The sequence below is a fragment of the Terrabacter sp. P2_E3 genome (assembly GCF_056403915.1).
The window spans coordinates 73,246-91,526 of the sequence record NZ_JBFUEN010000005.1 but is presented as its reverse complement, the minus strand read 5'-3'; the positions used below and the strand labels follow the sequence as shown (position 1 = coordinate 91,526).

The following is an 18,281-nucleotide window of genomic DNA, read 5'->3' as shown; positions in this document are numbered from 1 at the left end:
CTGCAACGGCGGCGCCCCGCGCCACACGGCATACGCAGACCCCTCAGGAGCACCTCGTGAGCAGCACGTTCGCCTTCACCGTCCACCCGCGGGCCCGCCTCGGCGAGGACCTCGCCCGCGTCTGGTCGCCGCTCGGCCGTGTGCCGGACCCCGTCTACGACACCGCCCTGCGCCGGCTCCCGCTGCGCCCGATCTCCATGGCCGGCATACACATCGGCGGCGCGCACGTCGGCCACGTCGTGCTCGTGCCCTTCGGGGCGCGCCACCTGCTCACCTCCCCCAGCGAAGGCCGGGCCCGCGTTCACCGTGCGGTCGACAAGGCCCGCGCCCTCGGCTGCGACGTCGTGGGGCTCGGCGCCCTGACCGCCACGGTGACCGCGGGCGGGGTCTCGCTCCGCGGCCGCACCGACATCGGCGTGACGAACGGCAACGCCTTCACCGCAGCGATCGTCGACGACCAGGCCCGACGCCTGCTGCGCGACGCCGTCGACCACGCCTCCGATCCGCACGTCGCCATCGTCGGGGCCACCGGCAGTGTCGGCGCCGCCGTGACCCGGCTGCTTGCCCGCGACCGCGCCGCCGCCCGGCTCACCCTCGTCGCCCGGTCGACGGGACGGCTCGACGCGCTCGCCGCCGACGTCGGCCGCCAGGTCCCGACGACGACCGCCACGACGATGGACGCCGTCGCGACGGCTGACCTCGTCATCCTGCTCACCGCCTCCGCCGACGCGCTCCTCGAGGCGCGGCACCTCGCGCCCGACGCGGTCGTGCTCGACGCGACCCAGCCGCGCAACACCTCGCCGACCCTCGTCGACGAGCGGCCCGACGTGCTCGTCGTCGACGGCGGAGTCGTCGACATCCCCAGCCTGCGCCTCGTCGGCGGCAACATCGGCCTGCCCGACGGCCGCTCCTACGCCTGCTTCGCCGAGACCGCCCTCCTCGCCCTGACCGGCCACCGGGGCCACTTCTCCATCGGGGTGCCGACGCTCGAGCTCGTCGACCGGACCCGTGGCATGGCCGCCGACCTCGCCCACCTCGGCTTCCGGGCCGCGGAGCCGACGAGCTTCGGCCGCTCCGTCACCGTCGGCCGCACCGCCACCACCACGGTCTCCACGATGGCGGTGGCGTCATGACGACGCTCGTCCGCGGCGGCCACCGCGCCCGACACCGCGTCGTCCTCCTCGGCGGCGGCTACGTCACCCTCCACGCGTATGCCGGCCTCATGCGTCACGCCGGACGTGCCGTCCGCGCCGGCGACGTCCAGGTCGTCGTCATCAGCACGGACGACGCACACAGCTTCCACGGCTTCACCGGGGAGGTGCTCGCGGGCCTGCTGCCCTTCGACCGGACGCGCACGCCGCTCGTCGACGCGATGCCGCACGCGCACGTCGTCCTCGGCCGCGCGACGGCGATCGACGCCGACCGGCGGGTCGTGCGCTACGTGCTCGCCGACGACGAGGCGGGCCGGCACGTCGACCCGCAGCACGACTCGGACTCGGACTCGGGCTCGCACTCGGACGCGAACTCCGACCCACACCACGAGCGCGTCCTCGACTACGACGCCCTCGTCGTCGGCACCGGGGGCCGCGAGCCCGCGACCGCGGTGCCCGGCCTGGCCGAGCACGGCTTCACCCTGCGAGCGCCCGGCGACATCGCCGTCCTCACCGAGCGGGTCCGAGAGGCGGCGGCGCACCGTGGCCTCCGCCGACACACGGTCGTCGTCGCCGGAGGCGGGATGGCCGGGGTCGAGATGGCGGCGGCCGTCGCCGACCTCGGCGGGGCGCGCGTTCGCGTCGAGCTCGTCCACTCCGGCGACGCGATCCTCCCCGAGCTGCGTGACGAGCAGCCCCGTCTGGCCCGCCGTGCCGAGCAGGAGCTGAGGCGTCTCGGTGTCCGGGTCCGGCTGGGAGTGCGCCTCGCGTCGGTGACGGAGGACCACGCATACCTCTCCGACGGGACGAGTCTCCCGGCGACCACCGTCATCGCGACCATCGGACAGCGCCCCGTGCACGTCCCGGGGCTCGACGCCCACCGCGACCCGCGCGGCCGGCTCGTGACGCGCCCCGACCTCGCCGTGGTCGACGGGGTCTGGGCTGCCGGCGACGCGGCGTGCGTCGTCCACCCCACGACCGGCGAACCCGTCCCGGCCAACGCGCTGTGGGCGATCAAGGGCGGCGAGCACGTCGGCCGCAACCTCGCGCGGACGCTGCGTGGTCGCCCGACCCGGCCCTTCGCCTACCGCGGTCTCGGCCAGGCGGCCTCCTTCGGGGTCGGCCGCTCGATCTCCGAGCTCTACGGCATCCCCTTCACCGGCTGGGTGGCGTGGGTGCTGCGGCTGACCTTCTTCCTGCGCTTCATGCCGTCGCGGCGCAAGGCGGCGCAGGTCGTGACCGATTTCGCCCGCCATGCCGCACACGGCCGCAACGCTCCGGCACCCGCCGGGCCAGCGGTCGCCGAGCCCGCGGTCGCCGACCTCGCCGCCGCCCGCACTGCCTAGCGCGACCCGGTCGTCCATTCGCGCGGGGGCGGATGTCGCCGGAGTGTCGAGATGCGAGGGCGCCGTTCGACGTGGTGGCATGACGACCACCTCAGGAGGAGCCATGACCACGCAGCCCATGACTGGCAACCCCGCCAGCCCCGCACCCAAGGGCCCGGCGTCCTACTTCCCGTCGATCGAGAAGACCTACGGCCAGCCGATCGAGCACTGGATCGGCCTCGTCCGCGAGCAGCACGCCGCCGGCACGGTCAGGCACGGCGAGCTCGTCGCCTGGCTCAAGACCGAGCACGGCCTCGGGCACGGCCACGCCAACGCCGTCGTCGCCCACACCCTCGGGCTCATCGAGGCCGAGGCGTGACCGAAGTCCACGTGACCGAGCCGAGCCACCACGAAGAGCCGAGCCACCCCACCGAGCCGAGCCACGTCAGCGAGACGCGAGCCGCCTACGACACGGTCGCCGTCGACTACGCGAGCCTCCTCGAGGGCGAGCTCGCACGCAGCCCGCTCGACCGGGCGCTGCTCGGGCACTTCGCGGAGCTCGTCGGCCTCGAGGGCGGCGGCCCGGTCGTCGACGTCGGCTGCGGACCGGGTCGTATCACCGGCCACCTAGCGAGCCTCGGGCTCGACGTCAGCGGCATCGACCTCTCGCCGGGCATGGTCGCCGAAGCGCAGCGGCGGCACCCCGACCTCGACTCCCGCACCGGGAGCCTCGCCGCGCTCGACCTTCCCGACGCCTCGGTCACGGGCGTCGTCGCCTGGTACTCGATCATCCACACGCCCCCTGACCTGCTCCCCGAGGTCTTCGCCGAGCTCCACCGGGTCATCCGGGCGAACGGCTTGCTGCTGCTCGCCTTTCAGGCCGGCGGCTTCTCGGTGCGGCACGAGCAGGCCTACGGCCACGCGGTCACCTTCGAGGCCCACCGCCACGACCCGGACGGCGTCGCCGCACAGCTGGCCGACGCCGGCTTCCGCGTCACCGTTCGCACCGACCGGGTCCCGCAGGACTACGAGAAGACGCCCCAGGCCTTCCTCCTCGCCCGCCGCGGCTGAGCCTCGCCGCCGCAGAGGCTGTCCAACGTTCGGAAGGAATCCGCCGATCCGGGAGTTGTCGCTGAGGACGGCCCAACCGGGGCCCGACCGATGAGGAGCTCAGCGTGCGTGCGATCTGGAACGGCAAGGTCATCGCCGAGAGCGACGACACCGTCGTCGTCGAGGGCAACCACTACTTCCCCCGCGAGTCCGTCGACGACAGCGTGCTCGTCGACAGCAGCACGCAGACGACGTGCCCGTGGAAGGGGGAGGCGTCGTACTTCTCGGTCGCCGTCGACGGAGACACCAACCGCGACGCCGCCTGGTACTACCCGACGCCCAAGAGCGCCGCAGCCGAGATCAAGGATCGCGTCGCCTTCTGGCGCGGCGTCACCGTCACCGACTGAGCGCCGCCACGACACTCACGCCCGGTGGCGCGCCGCGAGCGCCCGGGCGACCCGCTCGATGAGGTCGTAGGGCACCGGGTCCTTGTAGAAGAACTGCACCGTGTCCTTGGCCGCCCGGTGCGGCGCGATCTCGGCCTCGAGATCGGGGTCGAGCTCGCCCACCGGGTAGAGCCCGACGTGCTTCTTCCACCCCGCGAAGTGGATGCCGTAGCGGTCGGCGAACATGATGGCCGGCATGCCGTAGCGGATCTTCTCCTCGCCGCCGGGCACCGCCCGCCGGAGCGCGGCATGCACCTGCTCGAGCACCTGCCGGGGCCCGTCAGGAAACCCGTGGACGTAGGCGTCGACGCTCGTCGGTGCGCCCGGAGCCTTCGCGTCGGGCGTGGTGTCTGTCGCGGTGTCGGGCGTGGTGTCGGGCGTGGTCTCCGGCTCGCTCATCGGTCCCCCTCGTGCCCTTCATGGCTGCTGCGTCGTCCCTCGCCAGTGTGACCCACTCGGGGCCCGGCGACCATGGTCCATTCGCCGGACAGGGCGGTGCCGATCACCTACGGTGAGCCGATCACCAGGGGATCAGGGAGCACGATGCGCAGTCGCAGGACCAAGGGACTCGTCACGGTCGCGGCTCTCGTCGCGCTCGCGGCGATCGGCGGCAACGCCGCACGAGGGTCGGACGAGATCGCGCCCACGGGCGCGGGTGCGTCGCCCGTCGTGACCGTGACGAGCACGCCGGCGCCGAGCGTGACGACCGACGGGGACGCAGCACGACGCGCCGCCGAGGCCACCGCCGACCAGGCTGCTGCTGACCAGGCTGCTGCTGACCAGGCTGCTGCGGACCAGACTGCTGCGGCGAAGAAGGCGGCGGATGCCAAGGCTGCCGCCGCTCGCGCCGCCGCGGCCACGGTCGCGGCCGACCAGGCTCGGGCCGCTGCGGCGGCGAAGGCCACGGCGTCTGCCGCCACGTGGGCGGTCACGAAGGTCGTCGACGGGGACACGATCTGGGTCTCGCGCTCGGGGGTCTCCCGCAAGATCCGCTTCATCGGCATCGACACCCCCGAGACCGGCCAGTGCGGCTTCACCGAGGCCCGCAACGCGCTGCGCGGCATCATCGGGGGCCAGCGCGTCACCCTCACCGCGGGTGCCCGGGACGACGTCGACCGCTACGGCCGACTGCTGCGCTACGTCGACGTGAACGGCGTCGACGCGGGCCTACGCCTCGTCAAGCAGGGGTATGCCGTCGCCCGCTACGACTCGCGCGACGGCTACGGCTCGCACACCCGGGAGGCGGCCTACGTCCGCGCCGACGCGGCAAGCCCCAAGGCGGCCTGCGCCGACCCCGGTGCCGGCACGTCCAGCGGCAGCACGGGCGGCAGCGGGTTCACCGGGTCCTGGCCGCTGGCCGGCGACACGTATCCCTGCCCGCAGTCGCGCCCGGTCAAGGGCAACGAGAACTCGATGATCGCCCACGAGCCCGGCGACCGGTACTACACCGTGACGAAGCCCGAGCAGTGCTTCGCGACGATGGCCGACGCCGAGGCGGCCGGCTTCCGCCCCGCCAAGGTCTGACCGTGCGGCGACCGTTGTCGGGAGGACGCCGCGGTCACCCGGTCCCGCGCCCCACGTCGGAGCTCCACCAGCGGGAGCAGTGACGCAGGGCGCGCGTGATGATGCACCCGGTGCCTCAGTCGTCGAGCTCGAGGATGCAGGCGGTCCCGACGTCGACGAAGCCGACCCGGCGGTAGATGTCGGCAGCCGCATCCGATCCGGCCGACAGGAAGACGATCTCGACGCCCTGCTCGCGGCAGGCGGCGACGAGGGTGCTCGTGATCGCCGTGCCGTGACCGCGGCCTCGGTGACCCGGGGGCACGGCGATGCCCATGAGCTCGGCGACGTCACCACGCGGAGCCGCCGACCCGGCGCCGCAGAGGCGGTTGCCCTCGAACGAGGCGACGACGAGGAGGTCTCCGCGCTCCATGAGCTCGGGCCGTTTGCCCGGGTCCTTCGGCTCCACCTCGTCGCGCCCGGCGAAGCCCGCAGACACCGCGCCCATGGCCAGCGACAGGTGCGGCTCGGCCGGGTTCAGCGCCCGGGCCCGTGGGTCCGCCGCCACCGGGACGTCCGACGGCATGACGAGCAGCGGGTAGCGGTGCGGCTCGTGGCCGGCCGCACGCACCGCAGGCAGCAACGACGGCGTGACCTCGTCGACCCACTCGACGGCACGCGGCACCTCGAGCTCGCGCTGGGTCTCGAGCACACGGCATACGTCATCGGCGCTGAAGGCGCCCCGGCCACCCAGCCGGGGGCGCGCGTAGAACTGCCACCCCGTGCCCTCCTCGGCGACGAAGAGGGTGAAGGGCCCGACGTCCATGGCGCGGGCGACGGCGCGCGGGACGCAGTCGTAGTACGCCTCGATGCGGTCCAGCCGCGCCTCGTGAGCTCGCCCCATGGCGCCACCATGACAGTCCGCGGCACGCGCGAGCGACCGGATTATGGCGTCAGCGCCGCACCGGGTAGACGAGGTGCGTGACCCGCTCACCCTCGACGACCGTGGTCGGGTCGCCGAGCACGACCTGGCCGGCGGCCTCGGTGAAGTACGGACGCCCGACGCCCAGGAAGCACGGCACGAGGTCGATCGCCACCTCGTCGAGCAGACCCTCGGCGAGGCACTGGCTCGCGATCTCACCGGCCGCGACACCCACGGCGGAGTCACCCGCGACCTCGCGCGCCCGGGCCACCGCGTCGTGGACGCCGCCCGTCACGAACTCGACGGTCCCGCCGGGATAGCCCCAGCCTTCGGGCGGCTCGTGGGTGAGCACGACGACCGGGACCCCGAGCGGATGCCGGCCCTTCCATCCGTCGGTGATGTCGAAGAGGTGCCGGCCGACGACGAGCGCGCCGAGGCTGCCGGCCCACGACCGCCAGTAGTCCGCGTCGGTCCGGGTCAGGTGGAAGGTCATGTCACCGCCGGCCGACTCCCACGGCACATCGCCGGCCTCGTACCAGTCGAAGAGCGGACCGACCTCGTCGTCCGGACCGGCGACGAACCCGTCCAGCGACATCGATGCCGATGACACGACCTTGCCCATGGTGCTCTCCTGTCTGCGAGGTGCTCGTCCACCAGTGCGGCCCCAGCGCTCAGCGGCGGCCCCGGCGGGTGCGAAGGTAGTCGGCGACGACGTACTCCCCGAGCCGCGAGATGTCGGGCGTGAAGACGCGCCCACCCGCCCGCCGGGCCACGGCGTCGACGAAGCGCGCCAGCCCCGGGTCGTCGCCGAGCATGAAGATGTTGAGCTGGGCCCCCGAGCGCCGCAGCTCGTCGACCTGCGCCACCGTCGCGCGCACGGTCTCCTGCGTCGCCGGCCAGTGGAAGGTCGGGCGCCCGTCCACCTCGATGTGCGCCGTCGGCTCACCGTCGGTGACGACGAGGACGACCGGCTCCGCGTCCGGGTGCCGCCGCAGGTGCCGCGAGGCGAGCATGAGCGCGTGCTGGAGGTTGGTGCCCTGCACCCACTCCGGCTCGGCCTCAGTGAGCTCCGTCGGCGTGAGCGTACGGGCCGCGAGGTTGAAGCCGATGATCTGCAGCGCGTCGTGCCGGAAGCGGGTCTGCACGAGGTGCGAGAGCGCGAGCGCCGTCTGCTTCATCGGCCCCCACCGGCCCTCCTGCATCATCGAGAACGACATGTCGACGCACAGCGCGACCGCCGCCACCGAGCGCCGCTCCGTCTCTGCCACCTCGAAGTCCTCGACGAGCAGCTCGACCCCACCGCCCGAGGCCGTGCTCCGTCGGGCCGCGTTGCGCTGCAAGGCGTTCGACACGGTGCGCACCGTGTCGATGGGCAGCTCGTCGCCGAACTCCCACTGACGGGTGAGCCCGGTCGGCTCGTCGGCCTGACCCGCCGCGCGGTCGTCGTGGTCGCCGCGGCCGGCCGCCTCGACGCGGTCGAAGACCCGCTTGAGCGCGGTCTCGCCGAGGCGTCGCACGGCACGCGGCGTGAGTCGCAGGCCGTCGTCCCCGCGGGAGACGTAGCCCTGGCGTTCGAGCTCGCGCTCGAGCTGGCGGAGGGCCTCCATGTCACGGGCGGCGTCGGCGCCGAGGTACTGCTCGAGCCGCTCGACGTCGACGTCGTCGAGGGTCGCGCCGAAGTAGCCCTGACCGAGCTGCTCGCCGAGCTGCTCGAGATCGGCGAGCTCGGCGACCGCCCCGACAGCCTCCCCGTAGCCCATCGGCTCGCCGCCCTGACCCGGCTGCACGGGGCTGCGCCGGTCGAGACCGGGCCGCAGGGCGCGCAGGTTGTCGGAGAGCTGCGCCATCTGCGACGCGAGGTCGGGGTCGCCGAGGGCGTCGGACATGAGCTGGCCGAGCTGCTCGCGCTGCTCGGGGGTCAACGAGGCCATGAGCCGGTCTGCTGCGGCCTGTCGCCGGGCCAGGGCGTCGATGAGCTCGTCGACGTTCTCGGGGTGCTCCGGGAAGAGGTCGCCGTGCTTGTCCATGAAGTCGCGGAACTGGTCCTCGGTGTCCTCGTCACGGGCGTGGGCGGCGAGGAGCTGGTTGAGGTCGGCGAGCATGTCCTTGACCGCCTGCATCGCCTGGGGGTCGTTGCCCGACAACGCCTGCTTGAGCCCCTCGAACTGCGCCCCGACGACCTCACGCTGGAGCATCTGCTGGATCTGCTCGTACGTCTGCTGCGCCTCGGGCGAGTGCCACGCGTAGTCCCCGAGCGCGCGGACCGCGCCGGCCACGTCGTCGGGGATCGTCGCGAGGTCCATCTCGGCCAGCCGGGCGTCGTCACCGTCCTCACCGGCGAGGGTGTCGCGCTCCTCGGCGAGCGCCTGGTCGAGCATGGCGCGCACCTGGTCGAGGGTGCCGCCGAGGTCGCCGCGCCGACGCGCAGCCTCCCGCAGACGGCGTACGCGGTCAGCGAGGTCGTCGAGGCCGCGACGTCCGTCCATGCCCCGTCGCATGAGCTCGCGCAGCGCCTCCCGCAGGGAGCCACCGGCGAGGACGTCGTGCCCGACGTCGTCGAGGGCCGAGCGGACGTCGAAGGGCGGCGCGAGCGGGTCGGGCCCACCGGACCACGGCGCATAGCGGTAGCGGCCGTGCTGCTCGCCGCTGTCACGGGGACTCATCGCTCCACGCTACGTCCGGCCCCCACCGGTGTCGACGGCGCCGGCCGGGTCAGCCCGGCGCGCCCGGCTGACCCGGGCTCATCCCGGTGCACCGACCATCGCGAGCACGACGGACGCGCCGACGAGGATCCCGGCCCCGACGACCTGGCTCGCCATGAGCAGCGACCACGCCTGGATGCCCGGGAGCGTGTCGGCTCCGGTGCGCAGGCGGGTGACGAGCACGTCGTCGAGGTGGCGGCGCCCGTGGTCGGCGATGACGACCATCGCGACGAAGACGACGGCCTTGAGCAGCATGACGAGCCCGTAGGTGGACGACACGAGGGTGTAGAGGTCGGTCGACCCGGACAGCACGAGCACCCCGCTCGACACGAGGACCGTGACGACGCAGCCGATCGTCATGCGCGAGAACGACCGCACGTGCGATGACAGCAGGTTGAGGTCGCGCATCGGCAGGCCGGCCACGGCGATGACGACGGCGCCGCCGAGCCAGACGGCTGCCGCGACGACGTGGGCGAGGAGGGCTGCGAGGACGACGGGTCCTCGAGGCGCGTCCGAGCCCACCGGCGGCGCGAGGAAGGTCGCCGACAGGGCGACGACGGCCGCACCGGCCCAGACCCGGCGTCCGCCCGTGATCGGCTCGGCGACGAGGTCGGCGAACCAGGCGGCGAGCGCGGCGAGCACCGCGAGACGGACGAGCACCGAGGCCCACACCTCGCGCGGCACCTCGCCCGGCTCGAGACCGGCCGCGACGACGAGCAGGACCGGGCTGAGCACGGTGGCGACGGCCAGCACCCAGAGGCCGACGTCGACGAGGAGCAGCTGCTTGCGGTCGTACCGGCCGTTCGGGGCGACGGTCACCCAGAAGGCGAGCGGGCCGGCCACGAGCACGAAGCCGACGAGCGCCGTGGCCTCGTCGAGGAAGAGCAGGGCATCGCGCAGCGCGGCAGCCATCACGGCCTCGGCAGGTCGAGCTGGAGGACGACGACGTCACGCACGGCCGGCAGCGGGTCACGCAGCGACATCGCGCCCGCGACGCCGTCGGCGCACGCCTGAGCGTCCCCGGTCAGTTGCGGGCAGGTCAGGTTGAGCACGGCGCCCCCCGTGGTCGTCACGACGACCGGCGTGGTCCCGGTCGTCGTGAGCGGCGCGAGGGCGGCGAGCGCCCGTCCCGTCGTCGAGGGGACGCTGCGCACGGTCACCCCGGTCAGGACGTAGCGCAGCTCGAGACGCGAGGCCGGCTGCGCGAGGTCGACCGACCGCCGGGTCGAGACCGTGCCGCTGCCGATCGAGACCGGCTGCCCACCGATCGAGACCTGCACGGCGGTCGCGGCAGGGCGGGACGCCGTGAAGTCAGGGCCGGCCGGGCGCAGGTCCGGCGGGCGCAGCTCGAGACGCGTGATGACCCCGCCGAGCACCACTTGCTCGTAGACCTCGAGCGTGCCGTCGGCTGACGGGGTCACCGACAGGTGCACCCCCGTTTCCGTGAGGCCAGGGCCTGTCGAGGCCACGGGCGACGTGGCGGGAGGTGGCGTGGTCGGCACGGACGCAGTGGGGGGCGGCACTGACCCGGGCGCCTGGCCTGGGGTCTGTGTCCCGCCTCCGCCAGGTGCGCCGGAGCCCGGTGTTTGGCCCGAACCCGGGACGGTCGATCCCGTGGCCTCCACCACCTCTACGCCGAACGAGCCTGCGACGGCGGACGCCTCGGGCGCGCGCCCCCAGGCCCACACCGCTCCACCGACGAGGGCGAGCGGCAGCCCCACTCCTGCGACGTAGCGGCGCAGGACGACGATGCTCCTGTCGCGCACGACCCCCATGCGTCAGTTCCCCTCTCCGGCCCATGATTCGTCCCCACGTGAGCCGCCCCGGTCCATCGAGTGTGACCTATATTCGGTGCCTTGAGGTCGATCAGAAGGGGGTCTTCTGCGGCCGAGAGCTCTCACCAGGGGGGTGGAGTCAGATGAACGCACGTCGTGCGGTCTCGATGACCGCGGCACTCGTGACGGCAGCCGGTCTCGCCACATGGGCGGGCGCGGCGAGCGCCGCCGAGCCGGGGGCGACGGTCTTCGTCGTCCAGGGCCTGCCCGGACGTACGGTCGACGTCGCGGTCGACGGCACGTCGGCAGCCCGTGGACTCGCGGGTGCGACCCTGTCCGAGGCCATCGGCCTCACGCCCGGTCGACATTCGATCTCGTTCTCCAGCAACGGATCCCCGATCCTGTCGCGCTCCGTCGACGTCAAGGCTGGGTCGAGCACCGACGTCGTGCTGCACCTGCCCGTCGACCCGAAGGGACCGGCGACCGTCACGGTCTACGACAACTCGACGGCGGCCATCCCGGCCGGCAAGGCGTCGCTGACGGTGGCCCACACGGCCGCGGTGCCACCGGCGGACGTCCGGGTCGAGGGCAAGGTGCTCTTCGCCAACATCGCGAACGGTGAGGCGCTTAACCTCGTCGTCCCGGGTGGCACCTATTCCGTCGACATCGTGCCGGCCGGCGCGACGTCCCCGGTCGTACTCGGACCGCTCGACCTCCCGGTCAAGGCGGGCTCGCTCACCCGCGTCTTCGCCGTCGGCGACCCGTCGAGCTCGACGATGCGGGCCGTCGTGCAGGTGCTCCCGGCCGGGAGCACCGGCACGGGTGCACCGGACCTCGTCGACACCGGCAGCGGTGGGCAGGCAGGCGATCTGGGGTCCCCGCCGTTCGGCGTCCTCCTTGCTCGGTGACCGGGCGCCGTTCACCGGCAGGGCGACTCGTCGCGGCAGGCGTCGCGACCCTCGCTCTCGCAGGGTGCGCAGGGTCGGTCGGGTCCGATGAGTCGGTGGCGGCGAGGGCGGCCGCGACAGACGCGGCCACGACGGCGTCGGCCGGCGGGTCGGCGACGGCTGAGCCGGTCCCACCGGCGCGGGTCGCCCGGACGGCCGCGAGCGAGCGGGTGCGTTTCCGGCCGGAGCGCGTTGAGCTCCCCCACGGGGCGAGCGCACCCGTCGACCCGGCCGCCACCGTCGACCGGGTCCTCGCCGTGCCGGCCGACATCCGGCGGGTCGGCTGGTGGGACGGCAGCGCCTGGGCCGGCGACCCCTTCGGCTCGACCGTCGTCGCCGGCCACCTCGACGCGCCGGGTCAGGGACTCGGCTTCTTCGAGCAGCTGACCGGGCTCCGGCGCGGTGACGTCGTCACCCTGACCGGCTCTGGGCACCGCGCGGCCTATCGCGTGACCGAGGTCGAGGCGGTGCGCAAGTCCGCGATCGACGCGACGAGCCCGATCTTCGACCAGACGGGTGGGCACCGTCTCGTCCTCATGACGTGCGCGGGCCACTTCGACCGGTCGACCCGCAGCTACGACGAGAACCTCGTCGTCACCGCCGTCCCCGACGGCCCGGCCCGCTGACCAGCGTCCACCAGGGCGTCGACCAGGCCGCCGACCGACTCACGCCCCGTAGACGGTACGGCCGGCGACGGAGTCCTTGTCGATGCGTCGCGTCAGGTGCAGTCCCTCGAGCACGAACTCGACTGCGGCAGCGACCTGCCCGGGGGTCGCGTCGTCGCCGTGCCCGAGGCGGTCGAGCACCTTGGACAGGCCCGGCACCGGGCCCACCTGCGCAAGCAGGTCGGCGCCCGGCACGAGCTCCCCGGTCTCGACGACGGCGCCCTCGGCGAAGAGGTTCGTGAAGCCGGTGAGGTCGAGGCCCGCGAGGCGCGAGCGGTAGGTCTCTGCGACGGCGAGGCGCAGCAGGTGCGTCAGCACGTCGCGCTCCCGGCCCTCCTCCCCCATCTCGAACTCGACCTTGCCGAGCAGGGTCGGCACGACGGTGGGGACGTCGCAGACGCGCGCGACGGCATACGCCTCCCCGGAGCGCGCGGCGCGGCGCAGCGCGGAGCCGGCCACGCCCTCGGCCCCCGCGATGGCGAACCGCGCGGAGACACCGGAGCGCTGGTCGACGGCCGACGACTCGCGCAGCCCGCGGGTGAAGCGGGCGACGACCTCGAGGAGGTGCTCGGGCACGTCGGCGACGAGCACTGACTCCTGCGCGATGAGGGCGACCTCGTCGCTGACCTCGGTCGGGTAGTGGGTGCGGATCTCGGCGCCGAAGCGGTCCTTGAGCGGCGTGATGATGCGGCCGCGGTTCGTGTAGTCCTCGGGGTTGGCCGTCGCGACGAGGAGGATGTCGAGGGGCAGCCGCAGCGAGTAGCCGCGGATCTGGATGTCGCGCTCCTCGAGCACGTTGAAGAGGGCGACCTGGATGCGCTCGGCGAGGTCGGGCAGCTCGTTGAGGCCGAAGATGCCACGGTTGCTGCGCGGCACGAGGCCGTAGTGCACCGTCTCGGGGTCGCCGAGCGTGCGGCCCTGCGCGACCTTGACGGGATCGACGTCGCCGACGAGGTCACCGACGCTCGTGTCGGGCGTCGCGAGCTTCTCGGTGTAGCGCTCGCTGCGGTGGCGCCACGCGACGGGCAGGTCGTCGCCGAGCTCGGCGGCGAGCCGGCGGCAGCGGGCGCACGACGGCGCGTGCGGGTCGTCGCCGATCTCGCACCCCTCGACGACGGGACTCCACTCGTCGAGCAGCCCGGAGAGCGTGCGCATGAGGCGGGTCTTGCCCTGGCCGCGCTCGCCGAGCAGGACGAGGTCGTGGCCCGCGAGCAGCGCCGTCTCGAGCTCGGGCAGGACGGTCTCCTCGAAGCCCACCATCCCGGGGAAGGCGTCGTCGCCCGCGCGCAACCGGGCCAGGAGGTTCTCGCGGATCTCGCTCTTGACGCTGCGGTGGACGTGGCCGCTGTCGCGTAGCTCGCCGAGGGTGGTGGCACGACCGGTGTCGGGGTGGGTCATTGCTTCACGCTACGTCCGACTCCCGACCCTGTCGAAGGGTGCGTCGAGGGCTGGTCCGGCATCGCCCTGCACGAGCCACTGCCAGGGCCCGTGACGCCGGCTCGCGCCCCTCGTTGAACGCGTGGTGTCCGGCGCTGCCCTGCTTCCGTATGCCGTGTGCCCGGATCCGCCGGGACGCGTGACGTGCGCGAGGTGTCGTCGTGCGCGCCCGGGCGGTCCTCCGTTCAGTCGGTGGAGGACTCGGCGCGGTCTCCGGCCCAGTCGGTGTGGAAGGTGCCCCCGCGATCGACGCGCGTGTAGGTGTGCGCGCCGAAGTTGTCGCGCAGCGCCTGGATGAGCGCGGCCGGCAGACGGTCGCGGCGCAGGCCGTCGAAGTAGGCGAGCGACGACGCGAAGGCCGGCGCCGGGACGCCGCGCTCGGCCGACACGGCGACGACGCGGCGCCAGGCCTGCACCCCGTCGCCGATGGCGTCGGCGAACCACGGCGCGGTCAGCAGCGTCTCGAGGTCGGGCTCGGCGGCATACGCCTCCTTGATGCGGTCGAGGAAGCGGGCGCGGATGATGCAGCCACCGCGCCAGATCGTCGCGACCTCACCGAGGTCGAGGTCCCAACCGTGCTCCTCCGAGCCGGCGGCGAGCTGGTCGAAGCCCTGGGCGTAGGCGACGATCTTCGAGGCGTAGAGGGCGGCCCGGACGTCGTCGACGAAGGCGTCGCGCTCGACGTCGCGCTGCGTGGCGGGGTCGAGGTCGGCGAGGTCCGTGAAGGTCTCGCGCACCGCGGCGCGCTGGCTCGTGTGGCCCGACAGGCTGCGCGCGAAGGTCGCCTCAGCGATGCCCGTGACGGGGACGCCGAGGTCGAGGGCGCTCTGCACGGTCCAGCGGCCGGTGCCCTTCTGCTCGGCCGCGTCACCGACGACGTCGACGAACGGCTTGCCCGTCGAGGCGTCGGTGTGGGCGAGCACGTCGGCGGTCATCTCGATGAGGAAGGACTCGAGGTCGCCCTCGTTCCACTCTCGGAAGACGTCGGCGATCTCGGCGGGCTCGAGACCGAGGACGCTGCGGAGCAGGTCGAAGGACTCGGCGATGAGCTGCATGTCGGCGTACTCGATGCCGTTGTGGACCATCTTGACGAAGTGGCCGGCGGCGTCGGGGCCGAGGTGCGCGGCGCACGGCGTCCCGTCGACCTGCGCGGCGATCGACTCGACGACCGGAGCCAGGCGCTCGTAGGCGTGGTCGGACCCGCCGACCATGATCGAGGGACCGTTGAGCGCGCCCTCCTCGCCGCCCGAGACGCCCATGCCGACGAAGTGGATCCCCTGGTCGGAGAGAGCCTTCTCCCGTCGGAGCGTGTCGGCGAAGTGCGCGTTGCCGGCGTCGACGACGATGTCGCCCTCGTCGAGCAGCGGCACGAGCTCGTCGATGACGGCGTCGGTCGGGCCACCCGCCTTGACCATGACGATGATGGCTCGCGGCTTCTGGATCGCGGCCACGAAGTCCTCGACCGTCTCGGCGGGGACGAAGTCGCCCTCGTCGCCGAACTGCTCGACGAGGCTCGTCATCCGCGAGGTCGTGCGGTTGTGGACCGCCACCGTGTGGCCGTGGCGGGCGATGTTGCGAGCGAGGTTGCGACCCATGGTCGCGAGGCCGGTGACGCCGATCGTTGCGCGTGTGTCCATGTGGGCGGCAACCTCCCCGGCGACCGGTCCATTCCGCGGTGTCCACCCACCGGGCCGGACGGCACAGCCTCCGATGGGGTTGAGTGGTGCCATGGAGACGGACGCGCAGCGGATCCGCGGGCTCGCCGAGGGGTTGACGACAGCGCTGGCCCGGCCGGTCGGCGCCAGTGACGAGATCGCCGGCGCCCTCGAGGAGAGCGTGGCCGCGCTGCGCCGGCTCGCGGACGTCGTCGAACGGCACTCCGATGCCGCCGCGACCTCCGGGCGCCCCGCTCCGGTCGAGGTCGTCGCGCCCGTGCTCGGTGTCGACGGGTGCACCGCCGGCTGGGTGGGCGCGCTGCTCGAGCCCGGCGCCCCACGTCCGCGCATCCTCGTCGCCCCGACGATCGCCGAGCTCGTCGTCATGGTGCGCGAGTCGACCGGCATCCGAGTCGTCGGCATCGACATCCCGATCGGCCTGCCGGACAGCACGATCCGCCAGGCCGACGTCCTCGCACGCAAGGCACTGCCCGGCAAGGCGTCGTCGATCTTCTCGACACTGACCCGCACCGCCTACGGGGAGGCCACGCGTCTGGACGCCGACGCCGTCAACCGTGGCCTCGTCGGCCAGGGCGTGGGTGCCCAGGCGTTCGCCCTGCGCGACAAGATCGTCGAGGTCGACTCCTGGCTGCGCACGCGCCCCACCGTGACGGTGCTCGAGGTCCATCCGGAGGTGTCGTTCGCGACGATGACCGGCGCACCGATCCTCGCGAGCAAGAAGACCGACGACGGACGCGACCAGCGGCTCGCAGCGCTCGCGGCCGCGGGCATCGCGCGCCCGTCCGTGCTCCAGGGCCAGGGGTATGCCGCCGACGACGTCCTCGACGCCTGCGCGGTCGCGTGGTCGGCCGCGCGCCACGCGGCAGGCCTGGCCCGGTCCCTGCCCGACCCGCCGGAGGTCTTCTCCGACGGCATCCCGGCCGCCATCTGGGCCTGAGCGACGCACGCGCGCAGTCGTGTCCGACGATGGGCACATGCAGATCACGCTCGACGACCTCACCCCCTTCGGCAGCTACCGCCTCGACCCGCACAGCACCTTCATGACCCTCGAGCTCTGAGTCGCCGGTCCGACGCCGGCTCCGTGTGCACGGGGCGGCGTCAGTGCCCCGCCCGGTGCACACGGCACCACGACGCCAACGAGGTATGCCGTCACGACCGGGCGCGACGGCATACCTCGTCCGGTGGTGGGCCGGGGCTCAGGCGGCAGGTGCCACCTGCGGAGCCCGACGGATGAAGAGGACGACGACCGCGGCGAGGAGTGCCGCACCGGCGCAGAGCGCGAAGAGCTGGCGATAGGCCGTGAGCGACGGCACCGCGAAGCTGCCGAGGATCACGGTGTTGGCGGCGAGGATGCTGCCGCCGAGGGCCGAGGCGAGGGAGCTGCCGAGGCTGCGGAAGAGCGCGTTGAGCCCGTTGGCGGCGGCGATCTCGGTGCGCGGCGTGTGCTCGTTGATGAGCGAGGGGATGGCGGCGTAGCCGATGCCCGTGCCGATCCCGACGATGGTGGTGCCGATGATGACCTCGGTCAGGCTCGAGGTCCAGACGATGCGCATGAACCACCCGGCGGCGACGACGACCGCGCCGAGGGCGAGGGTCTTCGGGGCGCCCCACGAGCCGATGAGACGTGCGGCGACCGGCGAGAAGATGATCATCGCGATGCCGCTCGGGAGCAGGGCGAGTCCGCCGGCCATGAGGCTCGCGCCGAAGCCGTAGCCGCTCGCCTCGGGGGCCTCGACGAAGGCCGCCGTGCCGAGGAACGACGCGAAGAGGGCGAAGCCGAAGAGCACCGAGGCGACGTTGGTCAGCACGATGGGACGGCGGCGCAGCGCCCGGAGGTCGACGAGGGGGTCCTGGATGCGGGTCTGGCTCCAGCCGAAGACGGCGAAGAGCACGGCGGACGCGGCGAGCAGCCACCACACGCGGGGGTCGGACCAGCCCCAGGCGGCGCTCTGGGTGAGCGGGAGCAGGAGCATCAGCAGGGCGGCGCCCATGAGGGTCGCACCGACGAGATCGACGCGGCCACCGCTGCGGCCCGGAGCCTCGGGCACCATCATCCGGATGCCGGCGAAGGCGACGAGCCCGGCGACCGAGGTGATCCAGAAGAGCGCGTGGAAGGAGAAGTGCTCGGCGACGAAGCCGGCGAGGGGCAGGCCCAGCGCACCGCCGACGCCGAGCATGGCGCTGACGAGGGCGACCGACGACGCGACGCGCTCCTTGGGCATCGTCGTCATGAGCAGGCTGATGCCGAGCGGGATCGCCGCAGCGGCCATGCCCTGGATCGAGCGGCCGAGGATGAGCAGGCCGATGTTGTCGGTGAGGGCCGTGAGGAGCGAGCCGAGAGTGAGGGCGGCGAGGGCCACGAGGAGCATCCGGCGCTTGCCGAACATGTCACCGAGGCGGCCCAGGATCGGCACGGAGATGGCGGCGACGAGCAGCGTCGAGGTGAGCAGCCACGAGACGTTGCTGGCCGACGTGTTGAGGTCGGCCGGCAGTGACGAGAGGACGGGGACGAGCAGCGACTGCGAGAGCGCGACGACGAGCGCACCGAGGCCGACGAAGACGAGCTGGACGGTGGCCCGGCTCGACTGTGCCCTCGACGTCGTGCTCGGTGCGGTGGCGACGGCCGTCTCGGGCGGCTCGGTGCTGACGGACATGCGGACTCCTCCGGAGGATCTGGGTGTGGTG

At 73.3% G+C, this 18,281-nt stretch carries 18 protein-coding genes; 9 read left to right on the top strand and 9 right to left on the bottom strand.

Features of this window, described 5'->3' with window-relative positions; translation table 11 throughout:
- The first annotated feature begins 56 nt into the window (after positions 1-56).
- The 5 genes from AC1DW8_RS08195 (at position 57) to AC1DW8_RS08175 (ending at position 3,933) form a co-directional block, all read left to right on the top strand.
- Complete coding sequence (locus tag AC1DW8_RS08195) at positions 57-1,133, top strand: saccharopine dehydrogenase NADP-binding domain-containing protein (protein WP_478093161.1); 1,077 nt, start codon at positions 57-59, stop codon at positions 1,131-1,133.
- Complete coding sequence (locus AC1DW8_RS08190) at positions 1,130-2,497, top strand: NAD(P)/FAD-dependent oxidoreductase (RefSeq protein ID WP_478093159.1); 1,368 nt, start codon at positions 1,130-1,132, stop codon at positions 2,495-2,497. The genes AC1DW8_RS08195 and AC1DW8_RS08190 overlap by 4 nt, the downstream gene beginning before the upstream one ends.
- Before the next feature lie 103 nt (positions 2,498-2,600).
- Complete coding sequence (locus tag AC1DW8_RS08185) at positions 2,601-2,855, top strand: DUF4287 domain-containing protein (protein ID WP_056823190.1); 255 nt, start codon at positions 2,601-2,603, stop codon at positions 2,853-2,855.
- A complete protein-coding gene (locus AC1DW8_RS08180; protein ID WP_478093156.1) occupies positions 2,852-3,547 on the top strand; it encodes a class I SAM-dependent DNA methyltransferase in 696 nt (231 codons plus the stop codon). Before AC1DW8_RS08185 ends, AC1DW8_RS08180 begins: the two co-directional genes overlap by 4 nt.
- A gap of 104 nt (positions 3,548-3,651) precedes the next feature.
- Positions 3,652-3,933 (top strand): DUF427 domain-containing protein, encoded by a 282-nt coding sequence (locus tag AC1DW8_RS08175; RefSeq protein ID WP_442274575.1) that lies wholly within the window; start codon positions 3,652-3,654, stop codon positions 3,931-3,933.
- A gap of 15 nt (positions 3,934-3,948) precedes the next feature.
- Here AC1DW8_RS08175 and AC1DW8_RS08170 read toward each other — a convergent pair whose 3' ends face one another.
- Positions 3,949-4,371, bottom strand: coding sequence for an iron chaperone (locus tag AC1DW8_RS08170; RefSeq protein ID WP_478093154.1), 423 nt, complete (start codon positions 4,369-4,371; stop codon positions 3,949-3,951).
- A 144-nt stretch (positions 4,372-4,515) separates the two neighbouring features.
- On the opposite strand from AC1DW8_RS08170, the gene AC1DW8_RS08165 reads away from it, so the two are divergent.
- Entirely contained in the window at positions 4,516-5,496 is a 981-nt protein-coding gene (locus AC1DW8_RS08165; protein ID WP_478093152.1) for a thermonuclease family protein, read from the top strand.
- A 115-nt stretch (positions 5,497-5,611) separates the two neighbouring features.
- Here the strand turns inward: AC1DW8_RS08165 and AC1DW8_RS08160 are convergent, their stop codons facing one another.
- The 5 genes from AC1DW8_RS08160 to AC1DW8_RS08140 form a co-directional block, all read right to left on the bottom strand.
- On the bottom strand, positions 5,612-6,376 hold the full coding sequence (locus AC1DW8_RS08160) for a GNAT family N-acetyltransferase (RefSeq protein WP_478093150.1): 765 nt from the start codon (positions 6,374-6,376) through the stop codon (positions 5,612-5,614).
- A gap of 49 nt (positions 6,377-6,425) precedes the next feature.
- Positions 6,426-7,016 (bottom strand): dihydrofolate reductase family protein, encoded by a 591-nt coding sequence (locus AC1DW8_RS08155; protein WP_478093148.1) that lies wholly within the window; start codon positions 7,014-7,016, stop codon positions 6,426-6,428.
- Positions 7,017-7,065: 49 nt separating this feature from the next.
- Positions 7,066-9,057 carry a vWA domain-containing protein gene (locus AC1DW8_RS08150; RefSeq protein ID WP_478093146.1) on the bottom strand — a complete coding sequence of 664 codons (1,992 nt, stop codon included), beginning with the start codon at positions 9,055-9,057 and terminating at the stop codon, positions 7,066-7,068.
- A 78-nt stretch (positions 9,058-9,135) separates the two neighbouring features.
- On the bottom strand, positions 9,136-10,008 hold the full coding sequence (locus AC1DW8_RS08145; RefSeq protein ID WP_478093144.1) for a CopD family protein: 873 nt from the start codon (positions 10,006-10,008) through the stop codon (positions 9,136-9,138).
- Positions 10,008-10,517, bottom strand: coding sequence for a hypothetical protein (locus AC1DW8_RS08140; protein WP_478093142.1), 510 nt, complete (start codon positions 10,515-10,517; stop codon positions 10,008-10,010). Before AC1DW8_RS08140 ends, AC1DW8_RS08145 begins: the two co-directional genes overlap by 1 nt.
- 497 nt (positions 10,518-11,014) lie before the next feature.
- Between AC1DW8_RS08140 and AC1DW8_RS08135 the strand changes: the two genes are divergently transcribed.
- Both AC1DW8_RS08135 and AC1DW8_RS08130 read left to right on the top strand, forming a co-directional pair.
- A complete protein-coding gene (locus tag AC1DW8_RS08135; protein ID WP_478093140.1) occupies positions 11,015-11,779 on the top strand; it encodes a DUF4397 domain-containing protein in 765 nt (254 codons plus the stop codon).
- A 95-nt stretch (positions 11,780-11,874) separates the two neighbouring features.
- Entirely contained in the window at positions 11,875-12,444 is a 570-nt protein-coding gene (locus tag AC1DW8_RS08130) for a class F sortase (RefSeq protein WP_478093138.1), read from the top strand.
- A 39-nt stretch (positions 12,445-12,483) separates the two neighbouring features.
- Here AC1DW8_RS08130 and AC1DW8_RS08125 read toward each other — a convergent pair whose 3' ends face one another.
- Together AC1DW8_RS08125 and gndA are read right to left on the bottom strand one after the other, a co-directional pair.
- On the bottom strand, positions 12,484-13,881 hold the full coding sequence (locus AC1DW8_RS08125) for a sigma 54-interacting transcriptional regulator (protein ID WP_478093136.1): 1,398 nt from the start codon (positions 13,879-13,881) through the stop codon (positions 12,484-12,486).
- A gap of 224 nt (positions 13,882-14,105) precedes the next feature.
- Positions 14,106-15,557 (bottom strand): NADP-dependent phosphogluconate dehydrogenase, encoded by a 1,452-nt coding sequence (gene gndA / locus AC1DW8_RS08120; RefSeq protein WP_478093134.1) that lies wholly within the window; start codon positions 15,555-15,557, stop codon positions 14,106-14,108.
- 91 nt (positions 15,558-15,648) lie between these two features.
- Here gndA and AC1DW8_RS08115 point away from each other — a divergent pair, with 91 nt between their 5' ends.
- On the top strand, positions 15,649-16,533 hold the full coding sequence (locus tag AC1DW8_RS08115; RefSeq protein WP_478093132.1) for a DUF429 domain-containing protein: 885 nt from the start codon (positions 15,649-15,651) through the stop codon (positions 16,531-16,533).
- A gap of 259 nt (positions 16,534-16,792) precedes the next feature.
- Here AC1DW8_RS08115 and AC1DW8_RS08110 read toward each other — a convergent pair whose 3' ends face one another.
- A complete protein-coding gene (locus AC1DW8_RS08110; protein ID WP_478093130.1) occupies positions 16,793-18,250 on the bottom strand; it encodes an MFS transporter in 1,458 nt (485 codons plus the stop codon).
- Between the last annotated feature and the right edge of the window lie 31 nt (positions 18,251-18,281).